Genomic DNA, 15,730 nt, shown 5'->3' on the forward strand with positions numbered 1-15,730 from the left:
CTACCGGAGCAACGGGTGCCACCGGTTCGACCGGAGCAACGGGAGCTACCGGCTCGACTGGAGCAACCGGTGCCACGGGCTCGACCGGAGCAACGGGTGCCACCGGCTCGACTGGAGCAACCGGTGCCACGGGCTCGACCGGAGCAACGGGAGCTACCGGCTCGACTGGAGCAACCGGTGCCACGGGCTCGACTGGAGCAACGGGTGCAACGGGCTCGACCGGAGCAACGGGTGCAACCGGTTCGACCGGAGCTACCGGCTCGACCGGAGCAACGGGTGCAACCGGTTCGACCGGAGCTACTGGAGCTACCGGCTCGACTGGAGCAACCGGTGCCACGGGCTCTACCGGAGCAACCGGAGCCACGGGCTCGACCGGAGCAACTGGTGCCACGGGAGCGACTGGAGCAACGGGCGCAACCGGAGCCACGGGAGCAACTGGAGCCGCAGGTGCAACTGGGGCCACGGGATCCACCGGCTCGACGGGTGCTACCGGTTCAACTGGATCGACCGGTGGGACCGGGTCAACCGGCCCGACCGGAGCGACAGGATCGGACGGTGGGACTGGTGACCAGGGTGGTCCGCAGGGTAACAACGGGCATGGCAACGGCCAACAGGACGCGCCAGGCAATTCCGGCGACCACAACAATGGCGACAACAGCTCGCACCAAGGGCAGGGCAACTCTGCCGGTGGCCAGGGCAATGGCAACGGAGGCCCACATGCGACCGTCACGGCCAGCACGCTGGGGCTGACGGACGTCAAGCAGTTCCTGCAGTCCGGCTCGGACGGCAGTGGCGGCGGCGGTTCGTTCAAGCAACTCGTCAGCCAGGCGATCAGCTCGGTGACGACCGATCTCTTGAACGTTCTCAACACGGTCAAGGGTTTCGGCCAGAACCAGAACAAGCCGTCCGGCGCGACGTCCGACCTGACCCAGGACAAGGGCAAGCAGAGTGCCGGCTATGGCCAGACCGACGACACACTGAAGAAGGCTCTGAAGGATATTCTGAAGCCGCATGACTGAGTGTTGGTCAAAACAATGCGCGCGGGCCTTGCGGAAACGCGGGGTCCGCGTAGCCACGTCTTGGACGCCGGCAACGAGCTCGCACCGCGGGGCGGTTCGGTCTATGATGGATGTTGCCGACTTTCCGGATTGGGGCTGTGTGCGGGGAACACCCCCGAACCCTCGCTTTTAGACCGCAAGGGGAGCTTATGGTGAGCGTGCCTCGAAACTCCGAAGTCCTGCCTGTCCCGATCCGTGACGATGTCGAAGTGGACATGACCGGCAAAGGTCGGAGCGGGGGCGCAGCGGAATGGGTTCCTGGCGGCCCCGCGGCGTTCGATCGGACAGGGCCGCGCATCAAGGCGATGCTGCAGGTCGCCCGCTATCACGGAGTCGACCTCGATCCGAACGAATTCAGGGCGGCAATCGCCGGTCCGGTACCAAGTGCTTCCGATCTCTCCCAGTGGGCACAGAACGCCGGCATGTGGTCGCGCGCGCTGCGTATCCGCTGGTCGCATCTGTTGCGCTTCGAACACGCAGGGCCGATCGTCTTGCTTTTCACCGATGGCGGCGCCGGCCTCCTTACCGGGGCTAGCGCCGAACGCAATGTCGTTTTCCTCAAGAGCGTCGATGCGCCGGATGACGCGGAAGCTGTTGCCATCGATGAGCTCCGCCTGCTGCAGGTGTGGTCGGGCGAGGCCGTCCTTTTGCGGGCAGCGAGATCTTATATCGCGGCGGATGCGCCCTTCACCTTCGGCTGGCTTATCGATTTGGTGCGGCTCGAGAGCCGGCCGCTGCGGGACATTGGCATCGCTTCGTTCACGCTGAGCATTCTAGCGATTCTGCCACCCCTCATCGTCATGACGGTCGTCAACAAGGTGCTGCAGTTCAGCAGTATCCCCACTCTGGTGCTTCTCTCAGCGGTCATCGCCGTCGTCTTCCTTTACGAGACGCTGCTCGGTCACGCTCGACGACTGATCATTAATGTCGTCGGTGCGCGCCTGGACACCAAGCTCAATCTGCATGTCTTCAGCAGGTTGTTGCGCCTGCCGCTCGACTATTTCGAGCGGCATCCGGCTGGCGAGACGATGTACCATCTCGCCCAAGTCTATCGCATCCGCGAGTTCCTGACCGGAAAGCTCCTCAGCACGTTCCTGGATCTGATCACGCTCTGCGTCCTGATCCCGGTCATGTTCTACATCAACGCCACGCTCGCCTGGATGGTGCTTGCCTGCGCGGTCGTGATCATGGCGATCATCTTCGCCTTCCTTGCGCCGCTGCGCCGACGCTATCAGAACGTGGTCGACGCCGAGACCTGGAAGGCGGCCGCGCTCGGCGAGACTGTCGTCGGCATCAAGACCGTCAAGGCGCTCGGGCTGGAGCCGCAACGCAAGGCGCTGTGGGACGAACGGGTGGCCGACGCGGGCAAGGCGCGTCTTGCCTTCGGGCAACTGGCCAACTGGCCGCAAACTCTCGTCACGCCGATCGAGCGCGCGATGGTCCTCGGCACCATGCTGATCGGCGCCTATCTCGCGATGAACGACCGGTCGGGCTATATGGTCGGCAGCCTGTTTGCCTTCATGATGATCGCGCAGCGCGTCGCGCAGCCGCTGGTCGGTCTAGCGCGGCTGGTCGAGGATTATGAGGAGGTCGGCGCGGCGATTGGCGAGGCAGCTGGGGTTCTCAATCGCCCGTTGGAAAGCAGCTCCAATTCCGCCGGCTTGCGGCCGAAGCTCGTCGGCGAGATCAAGTTCAGCGATCTGACCTTCAGTTACATCGGCACCAAGACACCGGCACTCGACAGGGTCAGCTTCGATGTCCCGGCCGGCACGATGTTCGGGGTCGTCGGACGCAGCGGATCAGGAAAATCGACGATCGCGCGCCTGTTGCAGGGCATCAATCGCGACTATAGCGGGTTCCTCAAGCTGGATGGAGTCGATCTCAAGGAAATCAACCTTCGCCATCTTCGCCAGGGCCTGGGTGTCGTCCTTCAAGACAATTTCTTGTTCCGCGGCTCGATCAGGGACAACATCATCGCGGGACGTCCTGGCTTGACGCTTTCCGACGCCATGCGTGCCGCCCACTTGGCAGGTGCTGCCGAGTTCATCGAACGCATGCCAAACGGCTACGACACCTATATCGAGGAAGGTTCGCCCAATCTCTCCGGCGGTCAGAAGCAGCGGCTGGCAATCGCCCGCGCGCTCATTCACGACCCGACCATCCTCATACTCGACGAAGCGACGAGCGCGCTCGATCCGGAGAGCGAAGCGGTGGTCAGCGCCAATCTCATTCGTATCGCCAGCGGGCGTACCATGATCATCGTTTCGCACCGGCTCGCCTCGCTTACCGAATGCGACCAGATCCTGGTCATGGACCAGGGTAAGGTTCTCGATGTCGCTCCTCACTCGGTGCTCCTGGAGCGGTGCGGTGTCTACCGCCAGCTCTGGCTCCAGCAGAACCGGCATCTTGACGGCCGCCATAGCCGTCTGGCGGCCGTGCCGCCTCGCCCTGTGTGAGACCGGCCATGAGCAGCACCACCCATTCCACCCTTCCAGTTCCCCGGCGCCGGCGAGAGGCCAGCGATCCGACGGTTCCTGCCATTCTCGAATTCCAGTGGCCGTCGACGGCGGTCGCCAATGCGCCAATTCCGTGGGTGGCACGCAGCGTCGTGTGGATCATCACCAGCATGGTTGTTGCGCTGATCGCGCTTGCCGCGCTGATACCGGTCGATCAGGTCGTCACGACAAGGGGGCTCGTGGTCTCGCAATCGCCCAACATCATCGTCCAGCCACTGGAGACGGCGATTGTTCGGTCGATCGAGGTGCGCGAAGGACAGCGTGTGAAGGCCGGCCAACTGCTGGCCAGGCTCGATGCCACCTTCGCCTCGGCCGACCTCACGGCGCTGGCGACCCAGGTCACGACGCTTGAAGCCGAAGTAGCGCGCCTGAAGGCGGAGGTCGATGACAAGCCCTTCAACTACGATGGACTGGACCCAAGCTGGACGCTGCAGGCCTCGATCTACGAACGTCGCAAGGCGGTCTACGACGCAAAGCTTGAAAGCTTCGACCGGCAGCGTGACGAACTGAGTTCCGTCATCTCGCGCTCGCAGTCCGACGCCGAGGGGTATCGGCAGCGGCTCGCAGTTGCGGCGTCGATCGAAAAGATGCGTCAGCAACTCGAAGAAAGGCAGGTTGGAAGCCGTCTCAACACGCTTCTAGCTGAGGACAATTCGGCGGAAATGTCGCGTTCGCTGAGCAACGCCGAGCAGACGACAGAAGCCGCCAAGCGCCAGCAGGCCGCTGCCGCGGCCGACCGAGACGGTTACATTCAGAGCTGGCGCGCCGAGGTCTCGCAGAGCCTTTCGGAAGCCAATTCACGCATGTCGGATGCTCGCGAGCTTCTAAACAAGGCGAAGCTTCGCAAGCAACTGGTGGAGCTAAGGAGCGAGGCCGACGCGACGGTTCAATCAGTAGCCAAGGTCTCCGTCGGGTCCGTCTTGCAGTCTGGCGAACGCTTCATCACGCTAGTTCCCGCCGATGCAGTGCTCGAGGTTGAGACCAATATCATCGGCCGTAGCAGTGGCTTCGTTCATGTAGGCGATCCCGTGGCTATCAAGTTCGACACCTTCGCCTATTCACAGTATGGCCTGGCGCATGGCACGGTTCGCGCGGTCAGCCCGGATTCGTTTTCGGCCAGAGAACAGGCGCGCGATCCAAACAGTTCACTGGCCATGCTTCCTTCGGATGCCGACCAGTTCTATCGCACCCAGATATCCATCGACGACGTCGCACTCCATGGGTTGCCCGCCGGTTTCGCGATCAGCCCCGGCATGCCCGTCACCGCTGACGTCAAGGTCGGTCGCCGCACAGTGCTCAAATACATGCTTGGCGCCATGTTGCCGATCGGACAGGAAGCGATGCGGGAGCCATAGGATGGCTATGCTCGACCGCCTGACTGGACGCATCCATCCCGCCCTGGCTTTTCGCCGGGCGCTCCAACTTTCCGGCAGCGGGAAGCCTGCGGAATCCTTTGCGCTGATGGGTATAGCGGCACGCGCGGGCATCGTGGAAGCGCAATACCGGGTCGGCCGCTGCTATTTGGAAGGCACTGGCGTGCCACCCAGCCACTCGGAAGGGGCACGTTGGCTGCGGCGAGCAGCCGATCGCGGCAGTCCAGACGCGCAGGCGCTGCTTGCCGCGTTGTGCGTAGCGGGGGTTGCGGGACAGGAAGCTGACGCCGGTTCGGAAGGTTTGTTCGATCGAAATTCCTTGCGAGAGCCAGACTTCGCGGCAGCGCTCGACCTCGCGCGAAAAGCCGCCGAGTCCGGCTCCGCAACAGGGCAGGCCCTGCTAGGCTACATCCTAAGCAAAGGCCCGAACGCGATGCGCGATCTCGATGCCGCGCATGGCTGGTACGAGAAGTCCGCCGCGGCCGGCTGCCCGGAAGGATGCCTCGGCCTTGCCCTTTCCTTGGTCCGGCTGAGGCAACCGGAGCAAGGAAGCAGGATTGCCGCAGAGGTTCGGCGCGCGGCGGATGCCGGCCTGCCGACGGCCATCTATCTGCTTGCCATCCTCACCGAGCACGGAATGGGCGTGCCCGTCGATCTCGAGGCAGCTCAGAAGCTCTATCAGGATGCCGCTGAACGGGGACTCGCATCTGCCCAGTTCCGGCTGGGGCTTGCGCTGATCGAGGGTGGCTTGGCGGATCGGGACGCCGTCGCCGGCGAGGCCTGGATGCGTCGCGCCGCGCTGGCGGGAAATGTCGACGCCGCCTATCGCGTTGGCGAACTGTATTCGGGGGGAGGCCTGCGAGATTATGCAGAGGCCGCGACGTGGTATCGGCGGGCGGCAGATGGGGGCCACCAGCCGGCTGCCCGCGCCTTGGCTTCGCTCTATCTCTCCGGCAATGGCGTAGCTCAGGACGCCGAAGAAGGAACGCGATTGCTGCGTGCCGCCGCAGCCAGAGGCAATCGTGAATCCCAGGTTGATCTCGCGAACCTTGTTCTTGAAGGAGCAGGCGAACCGGATGATGGTATCAGCGTCGCTGGATGGTTTGGGGCAACCGCGTCATCGGGTGATCTGGTTGCGGCGTTCAATCTTGGTCTCTGTTTCGCAGAAGGTATTGGTGTGGGTAAGGACCAGGAGCGGGCTGCGCATTGGATGGCGCGCGCAGCGGAAGGCGTGGCCGAGGCGCAATACATGTATGCCCGCATGCTTCAGGATGGACGAGGCATGATCGCTGACCAGAGGCAGGCCCGCATCTGGTTTGAGCGGGCTGCAAAGGCAGGCATCGTGGACGCGCAGGTGGCTCTCGCCGAAATGCTTTACAGTGGCCGTGGCGGGGAACGCTCTTTCGTGACCGCCGCACATCTTTTCAAGCAAGCCGCGGCTACAGGCCATGCCGGGGCGATGTTCGCGATCGGGGCACTTTATGAGGCCGGGCAAGGCCTGTCACTCGACCACAAAGCTGCGCAGAAATGGTTCGAAGCCGCCGCTGAAAGAGGCCATGGGCATGCCCAACTCATGCTTGGCCGCTATCTCTCCACGGGCATTGCCGGCGAGCATGACTCCGCCGCCGCCCGCATTTGGCTGGAGCGAGCGGCTGCGCACGGCGTCCAAGAAGCCGCCGAGGAGCTTGCCGAGACATAGCGGCGATATGCCTGACTGCAAAGCAACGGCAGCAGCGCCATTCTGGCCTAAGGCTGGGTGCAGACGGCCATCTGCGGATGAATGGGCGGTCTCGCACGCTGTGCATGCACCTGACAGGCAACTTGCCGCGACTGGCCGTTGCGGTTACTGGCCTTTGGCTCATCATCCTGTTTGGGTCAGGGCAACGCTTCGCAGTCGGGCAAGTAGCTTCCACAGACCGGGTAACGACGGGACTCTCGGAATGAAGCAAAGGCGGGTCGTTGCGCCTGCCCGGTTCAATCGCTTCGAAGCCTACGAGCTCTGAGCAGGCCGGCGGGGGCCGGAGCACGCCACACGACCTGATAGGCTTCCACCACATTGGAGGCTGTCACGCTCAGCCCGGGAAGCGCGATCCACGGCGGAGGCCGGCGTTCCAGCAGCCCAAGGATGGTGACGACGCCGGCAGCGCTCCCCTGGTCGTAAGGCAACTGGGCGGCAATTCCTTTTATCAGGCCGCCATTGGCAAGGTCGGTCGCTACCTCGTTGCCAAGGTCCACGGTGGTTATCGGTATCGTCTTCCCGGATTCTCGGATCGCCGCGGCGGCGCCCATTGCAGGCACGTCCCATACGGCAAACAGCCCGGAAAGATCGGGATTATCCTGCAGCAGGGCCGCGGTCGCGGTTCGCGCCTGCGTCACATCGGCGAACTTGCCGCGCACGACGGCAAGGTCCGGCCGCCGGGCCGCCATCCATTTGCGGAAAGCGATCTCGCGCTCATGGGTGGCGAAGAAATCCACGCCGTAGGCCAGAACGCCGACCTTGCCGCCTTGAGGCACATGCGGCGCAAGCAGTTCCGCGCTGATTTGCCCGAGACCGAAATTGTCGGTGGAAATGACGCTGACATAGTCCTTTCCGGGAAGCATGCCGGTCGGAGCATTATCGAGCAGGACAAGCTTTTTTCCCGCGCCGGCTATGGCGCGATGCGCATCGGCGGCCCGGCTGCTGCCGATGGGAATCGAAACCACCGCGTCGACCGGTTCACCGGCAAGGCGGAGCAATTCGGAAATCTGCCTGTCGACGTCGAAGGCGCAATCGATGACCTCGACCACCGCGGCGCCATAGCGGCCAAGTGTCGTGACCATCCCGGCCAGTTCCTCCTTTGCCCAGTCGCTCATTGTGGTGTGCAGAACGACGGCTACCGCGAAACGCCGGCTGCGGGCGGCATCGGCGTCGGCCTCCGACAGTCCGACCTGATCGGCGGGAACCGCTCTTTCGCCATGCGGCCCAAGGCCCGTGATCGCCATTTTCTAACCTCCCCGGATTGTCGCGGCACTGAGTCGATTGGCAAATGCTAGGCCGGCATCCCTGCCGGCGGTCTGGGTCTGACTGGCCGGTTGCTGCTTTCGGCTGAAGCCTGCGCGAGGAATTCTTTGAATTCGGGATGCTCGCGCGGCGAACCAAGCGTGATCCAGCCCTGAAGGAATCGAGTATCGAACAGCGATTCCGCTACAACCTGCGCGGCACCGACCAGCCCGGCCGATCCGCCCATCTGCGAGCGCACGATGCGCAGGTCGCGGGTGACGACCGGATGCGCCTGGCGATAGACCGCCTCGCGCACCGCCGCCAGCAGGATATCCCCGGTCTCTGCCACGTTGCCGCCGAGCGCGATCAACGATGGGTTGAGAAGATTGGCAAGGGGCGCCAGGACCTCGCCTACGGCACGGCCGCAGCGCCCCAGAAGATCGATGCAAAACGTATCACCCAGCTGGGCGCCGTGGCCGGCATCGGTGACGGTGACATCGCCTGCACGCGCCAGCACTTCGGCAAGATATGCGCTGCGTCCGTTTTCGGCGGCCAGACGCGCCTCGCGTCCCAGCACTTCGCTGCCCGCGACGCTCTCGAGGGTTCCGCCCTCGATGAATGTATGGCCTATCATGCCCGCTGCGCCCTGCGCGCCCCTATGCAGCACGCCTTCCGATATCACGCCGGCGCCGACCGAGCGTCCAAGCTTGACGAAAATCATATCTGTCAGGCCGATGCCGCTGCCGGATTTCAGCTCGCCCATGGTCATCGTCTGAACGCCGCTCCGCACCCACACGGGCGCGCCGACCGCGGTGGCCAGTTGCTCGACAAAGGGAAAACCGTCCCAGTTCTGGAACGCGTTCAGCGCCGGGGCGAAGAGCCGCTGGCCATCCGATTTCTCGACGGCTCCCGGCACCGCCAGTCCAACGCCCCAGATGGCAGCCTCGCTGCCATGCTCCTCCAGCATCCAGGCAAATAGCGTTGCCAGCCGCTGGACCACCGGTTCCGGTCCCGCCGCGAGCTCGACGGCCTCATGATGCTCCGCCAGCAGACCTCCAGAGAGATCGGATACGCCAACTGCAAGCGACGAATGATCCAGCACGGCGACCAGGATCATTCCCACACGCGGCCGGAAGCGGACATGGCGAGGTGCCCGACCGCCAATGGCCGGCCCAAGCTCGCCTTCCTCGATCAGCCCGAGCCGAAGCAATGTAGCCAGACGATCGGCAACGACAGCTCGCCCAAGTTCGGATTGGTTCTCCAGCCCCTGGCGGGTCGTCGCTGCCCCTGTCCGCACAAGATTGAGAAGCATGGCCAGGCTTCCATGTGCGGATTCGCTGGCGCGTGGCCGGCCCGCGGCGCGCCGCGGCTTGGCAATGTCTCCGGCCGCCGTGCCGCCCTCGTCCATACCCTTGTCGCGCCTCATCTCGAGCTTCTGGCCAGTCGTCCCGCTCGGCATGGGTAGCGCGCACACATTTACGGATCAAGCAATAACTTATGCTGTTTTTCAACAAAAGTAGGCCATCTTTTGCATTTTAATGATTGACGGCAGCGAAACTGCGCGCATAAGTTCGGGTCGAGTTGGAGGAGAGCCGACTTGAAGTCGGGTCTGGCCGCGGCAAGGCGACCTGAGCTTCCGGCTGCGCAGGAGGAAACATACATGCAGGTGAAGCTGGCCTATCACGCGAATTGCTGGGGCGCGCTTGGCGGCAATGCCGTCGGTGTGACGTCGATTACTCAGCTGACCTATCGCACTTTCGGCGATATGGAGCAGGCGATCCACGACATTGGCGCGGCCGGATATGCGGGCACCGAACTCTTCGACGGCAATCTTCTGGACTATGAAGGCCGCTATGGCGAGTTGCGCGAAGCGTTGAAGCAGTCTGGCGTCGTGCTCGTTGCCGGCTATTCAGGCGCCAACTTCATTTTCGACGATATCCTGAGCGAGGAACTGGCGCGCATAGAACGTGTGGCGGGTGCCGCCGCGGAACTGGGCGCCGCGCACCTTGTGGTCGGTGGTGGCGCCAAGCGTGCGAGCGGCCGCCAGCAGGACGATTTCAAGCGCCTCGGCGCGGCGCTGGACAAGGTCGTCGACATCGCGGCCAAAGCGGGCTTGCGCGCGCACTATCACCCGCACCTGTCGACGATTGTCGAGGGGCCCGATGAAGTCCGCGAGGTCTTCAGGCACACCGCGATCGATTTTTGTCCGGACACTGCGCATCTGGCTGCCGCCGGCGGGGATCCGGCCGCGCAGATCCGCGAATTCAGGGACCGTATCAGCTACGTCCATCTCAAGGGCTGGCAGCGTGATCCCTTCGCCTTCACGCCGCTCGACCGCGGCGATCTCGCCATGGCGCCGATCATCGATGCGCTCAAGGATACCGGATTTTCTGGATGGATCGCCGCCGAGCTCGATGCCTGGCCTGACCCGAAGCAAGGGGCGGAACTCAGCATGAACTATCTGAAAAAGGCCATAGGGCCGAGTTGAACCAACGGGCATTGCGCCTGTCATCAGGGAGGAGACCGAAATGACGCATTTCAAGACAATAGCCGGAGCTTTCACGGCGGCTCTGCTGGCCACCAGCCTCTACACAGCTGTCCCCGCCTTCGCCGATCCGGATTCAGGCCTTGCCGAGTTGCAGAAGACCGTCCTTTCGAAAGGACCAAACGGCGAAACGCCGGCGCCGGCCTCCGCTGTGACATTGAGCGAGGAGGAACTGGCAAAGATCAAAGCCATGAAGGCCACGGCGGCGATCGTCATGCACTACGGCGGCAATGACTGGTCGCGTGCGCAGATCGCCGGGCTCAAGGACCAGTTCGGCAAGATGGGCATCGAGGTGATCGCCACAACGGATGCCGGCTTCAAGCCGGAAAAGCAGGTCGCGGACCTCGAAACGGTGATGGCGCAGAACCCCAAGATCATCGTCTCGATCCCGACTGACCCCTCGGCGACAGCCTCCGCCTACAAGGCCGTCGCCGACAAGGGCGTGAAGCTCGTGTTCATGGACAACGTCCCGGCCGGCCTTGTCGCCGGCAAGGACTACGTCTCCGTCGTCTCGGCCGACAATTACGGCAACGGTGTCGCGGCAGCGCATCTGATGGCCAAGGCATTGGGCGGCAAGGGTGACATCGGCCTTATTTTCCACGCCGCCGACTTCTTCGTCACCAAGCAGCGCTATGACGCCTTCAAGAAGACGATCGCCGACAACTATCCCGACATCAAGATCGTCGCCGAACAAGGCATCGGCGGTCCCGACTTCTCCGGAGACGCCGACAAGGCGGCATCGGCGATCCTCACCTCCAATCCGACCATCAATGGCATCTGGGCCGTGTGGGACGTGCCGGCCGAGGGCGTCATCTCGGCGGCGCGCACCGCCGGCCGTGACGACCTCGTCATCACCACTTGCGACCTCGGTGAGAACGTCGCCATCAATATGGCGAGCGGCGGCTTCGTTAAGGGTCTGGGGGCTCAGCGGCCGTTCGATCAAGGTGTCACCGAGGCGTTGCTCGCCGGCTACGGCCTGATCGGCAAGCAGGCGCCGGCCTTCGTCGCCCTGCCGGCGCTTCCAGTCACCAAGGACACACTGCTCGAGGGCTGGAAGGCCGTCTACCACGCCGAGGCCACCGACAAGATCAAGGGCAGCATGTAATGCGCCCCGCGGCCGGCGCACTCCCTGCCGGCCGCGCCTTTCTTCATTCGATCAGGAGACCATCATGACCAGGACGTTCAACGTGGCGATGATTGGCGGCGGCTTCATGGGCAAGGCCCATGCAATGGCCTATGCGACCATGCCGATGTTTTTCTGGCCCGCGCCTGCCAACCCGGTGCGCAAAGTGGTGGTCGACATCACCGATGCGCTGGCCGACGAAGGCCGCCGTCGCTACGGCTTCGAGGAATCGTCCGCGGACTGGCGCAAGGTGGTGACCAGACCGGACATCCACGTCATCGATATCGTCACTCCGAACGATAGCCATGCTGAGATTGCGATTGCGGCAGCGCAGGCCGGCAAGCATATCATCTGCGAAAAGCCGCTGGCGCGCGGCGGCGACGAAGCAAAGACCATGCTCGACGCCGTCAACAAGGCCGGCGTCATCCACATGGTGGCCTTCAACTACAGGCGCACACCGGCAGTGGCGCTCGCCCGCCAGTACATAGAGGAAGGCCGCATCGGCAGGATTTTGAACTTCCGCGGCACCTATCTGCAGGACTGGTCGGCCGATCCGGACTCGCCATTGTCCTGGCGTTTTCAGAAGAAGATAGCTGGCTCGGGTTCGATCGGCGACATCGGCACCCACGTCGTCGACCTTGCCCGTTATCTGGTGGGCGAGATCGCCGAGGTCAGCGCATTGGTGCGCACCTACAACAAGACGCGGCCTGTCCAGCACGGCAATCTCGACAGGCTCGGCGCCGCCGAGAAGAACACCGGAGCCGAGCGCGTCGAAGTCGATGTCGACGACGAGGTGGTGACGCTGCTGAAGTTCGCCGACGGCGCCATCGGTTCGCTCGAGGCGACCCGCAACGCCTATGGCCGCAACAATTTCATCACCTTCGAGATCCACGGCACCAAGGGCTCGATTGCGTTCAACTACGAACGGCGCGACGAATTGCAGGTGATGTTTGCCGATGATCCTGCCGATGCGCGCGGCTTCAGGACTGTCTATTCCGGTCCGGCGCACCCCTATGGCTCAGGCCTCTGGCCGATCCCGGCGCTCGGCATCGGTTACTCCGAAACCAAGATTGTCGAGTGTTTCGATTTCTTCTCGGCCATCGCCTCGGGCAAGCAGCCGTCGCCCAATTTCGAGGATGGCTACAGGACCGAGCGCGTCGCCGACGCACTGATCGAATCCGGTGAAAGCGGTCAGTGGACCAAGGTAAGACCATGACCGCTGGGACGCCTGTTCATGCGGTGGAGATGAAGGGCGTCAGCAAATCCTTTGGCGGGGTCAAGGCGTTGATCGATGTCGACCTGCAGGTGGAAAGAGGCGAGATCCACGCGCTGCTCGGCGGCAATGGTGCCGGCAAGTCGACCATCCTCAAAGTGCTGAACGGCGTGCATGTGCCTGACGCCGGCACCGTTCTCGTCGATGGCAAGCCGCTGATGGAGATATCGCCCGAAGCCTCGCGCAAAGCCGGCATCGCCATGATCTTCCAGGAAATGAGTCTGATCCCGACGCTGACGGTGGCGCAGAACGTGTTTCTCACCCGCGAAGCCAAGGGTGCATTCGGCCTGATCGACGACCGTACCGCCGAGAGGCGTGCCGCGGACCTGTTCAAAATGCTCGAAGTGGAGGTCGATCCGAAGGCGACCGTCGGCGATCTGGGCGCGGGACAGCGGCAATTGACCGAGATCGTCAAGGCGATCTCGCAAAACGCAAGGGTGCTGGTGCTGGACGAACCCTCGACGGCGCTGGCGATTTCCGATGTCGAACGCCTGTTCGCTTTCCTGCGCAAGCTGAAGTCGCAAGGCGTTGCCATCATCTATGTTTCGCACCGGATGGACGAGATCGCCCGCATCGCCGACCGCGCCACCATCCTGCGTGACGGCCGCCATGTCGTTACCGCACCATTGTCGGAGCTGCCCGTCGAAACGATGATCGAGCATATCGTCGGCAAGCGCTCGCGCGGCCTGTCGGATGTGGTGCGCGGCCAGTCGAGCCTTGGCGAGCCGCTGCTGGAGCTGGACAACGTTTCAGGCCCGGAAAAGCCGAAGAATGTCAGCTTCGTCGTTAACAGGGGTGAAGTGGTCGGCCTGGCCGGACTGCTTGGTTCCGGACGTTCAGCAATCGCGCGCGTCATTGCCGGAATCGATCCGGTCGTCGAAGGCGAGATACGCATCGCCGGCAAACCGGTGATGATCACGAAACCGAGCGAAGCCATCGAAGCCGGCGTGGCGCTGGTACCCGAGGACCGTCTGCGTCAGGGCGTGATTGCCGAGCATTCTGTCGCCTCCAACGTCACGCTCGCAGTGCTGGACCGTCTGAGTCGCAAAACATTTGTCTCGGGAAAAAAAGTACGCGATCTGACGGATGAACAGATCGCTCGGCTGCGGATCAAGACGGCATCGCGCGACAGCGCGGTGCGTACGCTTTCAGGCGGCAATCAGCAGAAAGTCGTCATCGGCAAATGGCTTTCGACCGGTCCGGAAATCCTCGTCCTTGATGAACCAACCGCCGGCATCGACATCGGCTCGAAGTCCGAGATCATAACGCTGGTGCGCGAGTTGGCGAAAGCTGGCAAGGCGATCGTCCTGATCTCGTCGGAGCTGTCCGAGATGCTGTCGGCCTGCGACCGCATCATCATCGTCTCGGCCGGCCGCCTGGTGGACGATGTCAGCCGCGCCGATCTCGACGATCCGTCGGCGCCAGCGGGCGATCCGGTCGCGCAGCTGCAGGCCGCCGAGCGCAAGCTGCAGATCGTTATCCAGAACGCGATGAGCAAGAGTAAGCGAGAAACACATGTCCACTGACCGGGACACTGTCCCTTGGCTCTTTGCAAGGCTAGGTCTCGCCAACTGGCGGCAGAACATCATTTATATCGGCTTCCTGGTGATCTTTATCGCGTTCGCGATCACCCTGTTCGACAAGGGCTTCCTCAACCCTAACAACCTGCTCAACATCGTGCGCCAGACGGCGATGATCGCGGTCATGGCGATCGCCATGACCTACGTGCTGTCGGCGGGCGAGATCGACCTGTCCGTCGGGGCGGTGGCGGGGCTGGCTTCGGTCACCACGGCCATGGCGATCGACGCCGGTGGACCGGTTACCGGTATCCTTGCAGGCCTCGCCACCGGTGCCGTCGTCGGTACCTTCAACGGTCTGCTGACGACGCGCATCGGCATTCCGTCCTTCCTCACCACGCTGGCCATGATGGGGATCGCCACCGGCACCGCGATGTGGATGAGCGATACAGCCGCGGTGCCGATCATCTCGAAGAGCTATTCGTGGATCTTTGGCGGCGGCAATATCGGGCCGGTGCCTGTCCTGCTGATCTGGATGTTGGTGCTGGGCGCCGTCGGCCATGTCGTGCTGAGGCGAACGAGCTTCGGCCGGCGCGTGCTCGCCACCGGCGGCGGCGAGGTCGCGGCGCGTTATTCCGGCATCGACACAAAGTCGATCAAGTTCCGCGTCCTCATTATATCGGCCATGGCGGCAGCACTTGCCGGCATGCTCTATGCCGGGCGGCTGCAATCCGGCCGCTTCCAGCTCGGTCAGGGCGACGAGTTGTCGGTCATCGCCGCGGCAGTGCTTGGCGGCACTAGCCTGTTCGGCGGGTCTGGCACCGTGATTGGCACGATCGTCGGCGCGCTGATGATCGGCCTCATCAACAACGGCCTGATACTCATGGGGCTGGAATTCAGCCAGCAGCTCATTGCGCGTGGTGCCATCATCATCCTGGCCGTTGCGCTGAGCCAGGGAAGGAAATGATGACAGTTCCCTACACGGTGATCGGCACTGTGATCGCAAAGCCCGAAACGCGCGAGGAATTGCAGGAGATCCTGTCGGCCTTCGTCGAGCCGACGCGCGCCGAGGACGGCTGCATCAGTTATGACTTTCACGTCGACCCGGCCGACCCATGCGTGTTCATGTTCTATGAGAACTGGCGCTCGAAGGACGATCTCGACCGGCATCTGGCGATGCCGCATCTGAAGCCGCTGTTTGATCGGCTCGATCAACTGCTGGCGAGTCCGGTCGAGATTCGGAACTTTGTGATGCTCAGCCGGATGGCTGTTGACGTTCAGCCCATCAGCGTGCCCACAGCTTATCAATGACGACACGATGAGCGATCGTTCCGAAGGCGACGCA

Annotated in this window: 13 protein-coding genes; 11 read left to right on the top strand and 2 right to left on the bottom strand. The window is 63.2% G+C overall.

From position 1 onward, the window contains the following. The 5 genes from FJ424_RS34145 to FJ424_RS24325 all read left to right on the top strand — a co-directional run. On the top strand, positions 1-568 hold a 568-nt coding region (locus FJ424_RS34145), incomplete at its 5' end, for a hypothetical protein (RefSeq protein WP_246677340.1). 271 nt (positions 569-839) lie between these two features. Next, positions 840-1,019, top strand: a complete 180-nt coding sequence (locus tag FJ424_RS34150) for a hypothetical protein (protein WP_246677341.1) — start codon at positions 840-842, stop codon at positions 1,017-1,019. Positions 1,020-1,207: 188 nt separating this feature from the next. Beyond that, positions 1,208-3,514 carry a peptidase domain-containing ABC transporter gene (locus FJ424_RS24315; protein WP_140657390.1) on the top strand — a complete coding sequence of 769 codons (2,307 nt, stop codon included), beginning with the start codon at positions 1,208-1,210 and terminating at the stop codon, positions 3,512-3,514. Between the two features lie 8 nt (positions 3,515-3,522). After that, positions 3,523-4,929, top strand: a complete 1,407-nt coding sequence (locus FJ424_RS24320; RefSeq protein WP_140657388.1) for an HlyD family type I secretion periplasmic adaptor subunit — start codon at positions 3,523-3,525, stop codon at positions 4,927-4,929. A gap of 1 nt (position 4,930) precedes the next feature. Continuing rightward, positions 4,931-6,646 (top strand): SEL1-like repeat protein, encoded by a 1,716-nt coding sequence (locus tag FJ424_RS24325; protein WP_140657386.1) that lies wholly within the window; start codon positions 4,931-4,933, stop codon positions 6,644-6,646. A 275-nt stretch (positions 6,647-6,921) separates the two neighbouring features. On the opposite strand, the gene FJ424_RS24330 is transcribed toward FJ424_RS24325, so the two are convergent. Both FJ424_RS24330 and FJ424_RS24335 read right to left on the bottom strand, forming a co-directional pair. After that, complete coding sequence (locus tag FJ424_RS24330; RefSeq protein ID WP_140657384.1) at positions 6,922-7,929, bottom strand: substrate-binding domain-containing protein; 1,008 nt, start codon at positions 7,927-7,929, stop codon at positions 6,922-6,924. A gap of 47 nt (positions 7,930-7,976) precedes the next feature. Further along, positions 7,977-9,335, bottom strand: a complete 1,359-nt coding sequence (locus tag FJ424_RS24335; RefSeq protein ID WP_246677342.1) for an ROK family protein — start codon at positions 9,333-9,335, stop codon at positions 7,977-7,979. Between the two features lie 252 nt (positions 9,336-9,587). Between FJ424_RS24335 and FJ424_RS24340 the strand changes: the two genes are divergently transcribed. The 6 genes from FJ424_RS24340 to FJ424_RS24365 all read left to right on the top strand — a co-directional run bounded on the left by FJ424_RS24340 (position 9,588) and on the right by FJ424_RS24365 (position 15,696). Then, positions 9,588-10,415, top strand: coding sequence for a sugar phosphate isomerase/epimerase (locus FJ424_RS24340; protein ID WP_140657382.1), 828 nt, complete (start codon positions 9,588-9,590; stop codon positions 10,413-10,415). 40 nt (positions 10,416-10,455) lie between these two features. After that, positions 10,456-11,577: a substrate-binding domain-containing protein gene (locus FJ424_RS24345; RefSeq protein WP_140657380.1), complete on the top strand. Its 1,122-nt coding sequence runs from the start codon at positions 10,456-10,458 to the stop codon at positions 11,575-11,577. A 64-nt stretch (positions 11,578-11,641) separates the two neighbouring features. After that, on the top strand, positions 11,642-12,811 hold the full coding sequence (locus tag FJ424_RS24350; protein WP_140657378.1) for a Gfo/Idh/MocA family oxidoreductase: 1,170 nt from the start codon (positions 11,642-11,644) through the stop codon (positions 12,809-12,811). Beyond that, positions 12,808-14,394 carry a sugar ABC transporter ATP-binding protein gene (locus tag FJ424_RS24355; protein ID WP_140657376.1) on the top strand — a complete coding sequence of 529 codons (1,587 nt, stop codon included), beginning with the start codon at positions 12,808-12,810 and terminating at the stop codon, positions 14,392-14,394. The genes FJ424_RS24350 and FJ424_RS24355 overlap by 4 nt, the downstream gene beginning before the upstream one ends. After that, a complete protein-coding gene (locus FJ424_RS24360) occupies positions 14,384-15,352 on the top strand; it encodes an ABC transporter permease (RefSeq protein WP_140646906.1) in 969 nt (322 codons plus the stop codon). Before FJ424_RS24355 ends, FJ424_RS24360 begins: the two co-directional genes overlap by 11 nt. After that, positions 15,352-15,696: a putative quinol monooxygenase gene (locus tag FJ424_RS24365; RefSeq protein WP_140646905.1), complete on the top strand. Its 345-nt coding sequence runs from the start codon at positions 15,352-15,354 to the stop codon at positions 15,694-15,696. The genes FJ424_RS24360 and FJ424_RS24365 overlap by 1 nt, the downstream gene beginning before the upstream one ends. Positions 15,697-15,730: the final 34 nt, after the last annotated feature.

Origin of the sequence: Mesorhizobium sp. B3-1-8 (genome assembly GCF_006439495.1) — a bacterium.
Lineage (GTDB): Bacteria > Pseudomonadota > Alphaproteobacteria > Rhizobiales > Rhizobiaceae > Mesorhizobium.

Bases quoted from the DNA above. Each gene is read 5' to 3' on its own strand.
- FJ424_RS24315 (WP_140657390.1), top strand. From the start codon at position 1,208: ATGGTGAGCGTGCCTCGAAACTCCGAAGTCCTGCCTGTCCCGATCCGT.
- FJ424_RS24365 (WP_140646905.1), top strand. From the start codon at position 15,352: ATGACAGTTCCCTACACGGTGATCGGCACTGTGATCGCAAAGCCCGAA.
- FJ424_RS24355 (WP_140657376.1), top strand. From the start codon at position 12,808: ATGACCGCTGGGACGCCTGTTCATGCGGTGGAGATGAAGGGCGTCAGC.
- FJ424_RS24345 (WP_140657380.1), top strand. From the start codon at position 10,456: ATGACGCATTTCAAGACAATAGCCGGAGCTTTCACGGCGGCTCTGCTG.
- FJ424_RS24330 (WP_140657384.1), bottom strand. From the start codon at position 7,929: ATGGCGATCACGGGCCTTGGGCCGCATGGCGAAAGAGCGGTTCCCGCC.
- FJ424_RS24335 (WP_246677342.1), bottom strand. From the start codon at position 9,335: ATGGACGAGGGCGGCACGGCGGCCGGAGACATTGCCAAGCCGCGGCGC.
- FJ424_RS24360 (WP_140646906.1), top strand. From the start codon at position 14,384: ATGTCCACTGACCGGGACACTGTCCCTTGGCTCTTTGCAAGGCTAGGT.
- FJ424_RS24340 (WP_140657382.1), top strand. From the start codon at position 9,588: ATGCAGGTGAAGCTGGCCTATCACGCGAATTGCTGGGGCGCGCTTGGC.
- FJ424_RS24320 (WP_140657388.1), top strand. From the start codon at position 3,523: ATGAGCAGCACCACCCATTCCACCCTTCCAGTTCCCCGGCGCCGGCGA.
- FJ424_RS24350 (WP_140657378.1), top strand. From the start codon at position 11,642: ATGACCAGGACGTTCAACGTGGCGATGATTGGCGGCGGCTTCATGGGC.
- FJ424_RS24325 (WP_140657386.1), top strand. From the start codon at position 4,931: ATGGCTATGCTCGACCGCCTGACTGGACGCATCCATCCCGCCCTGGCT.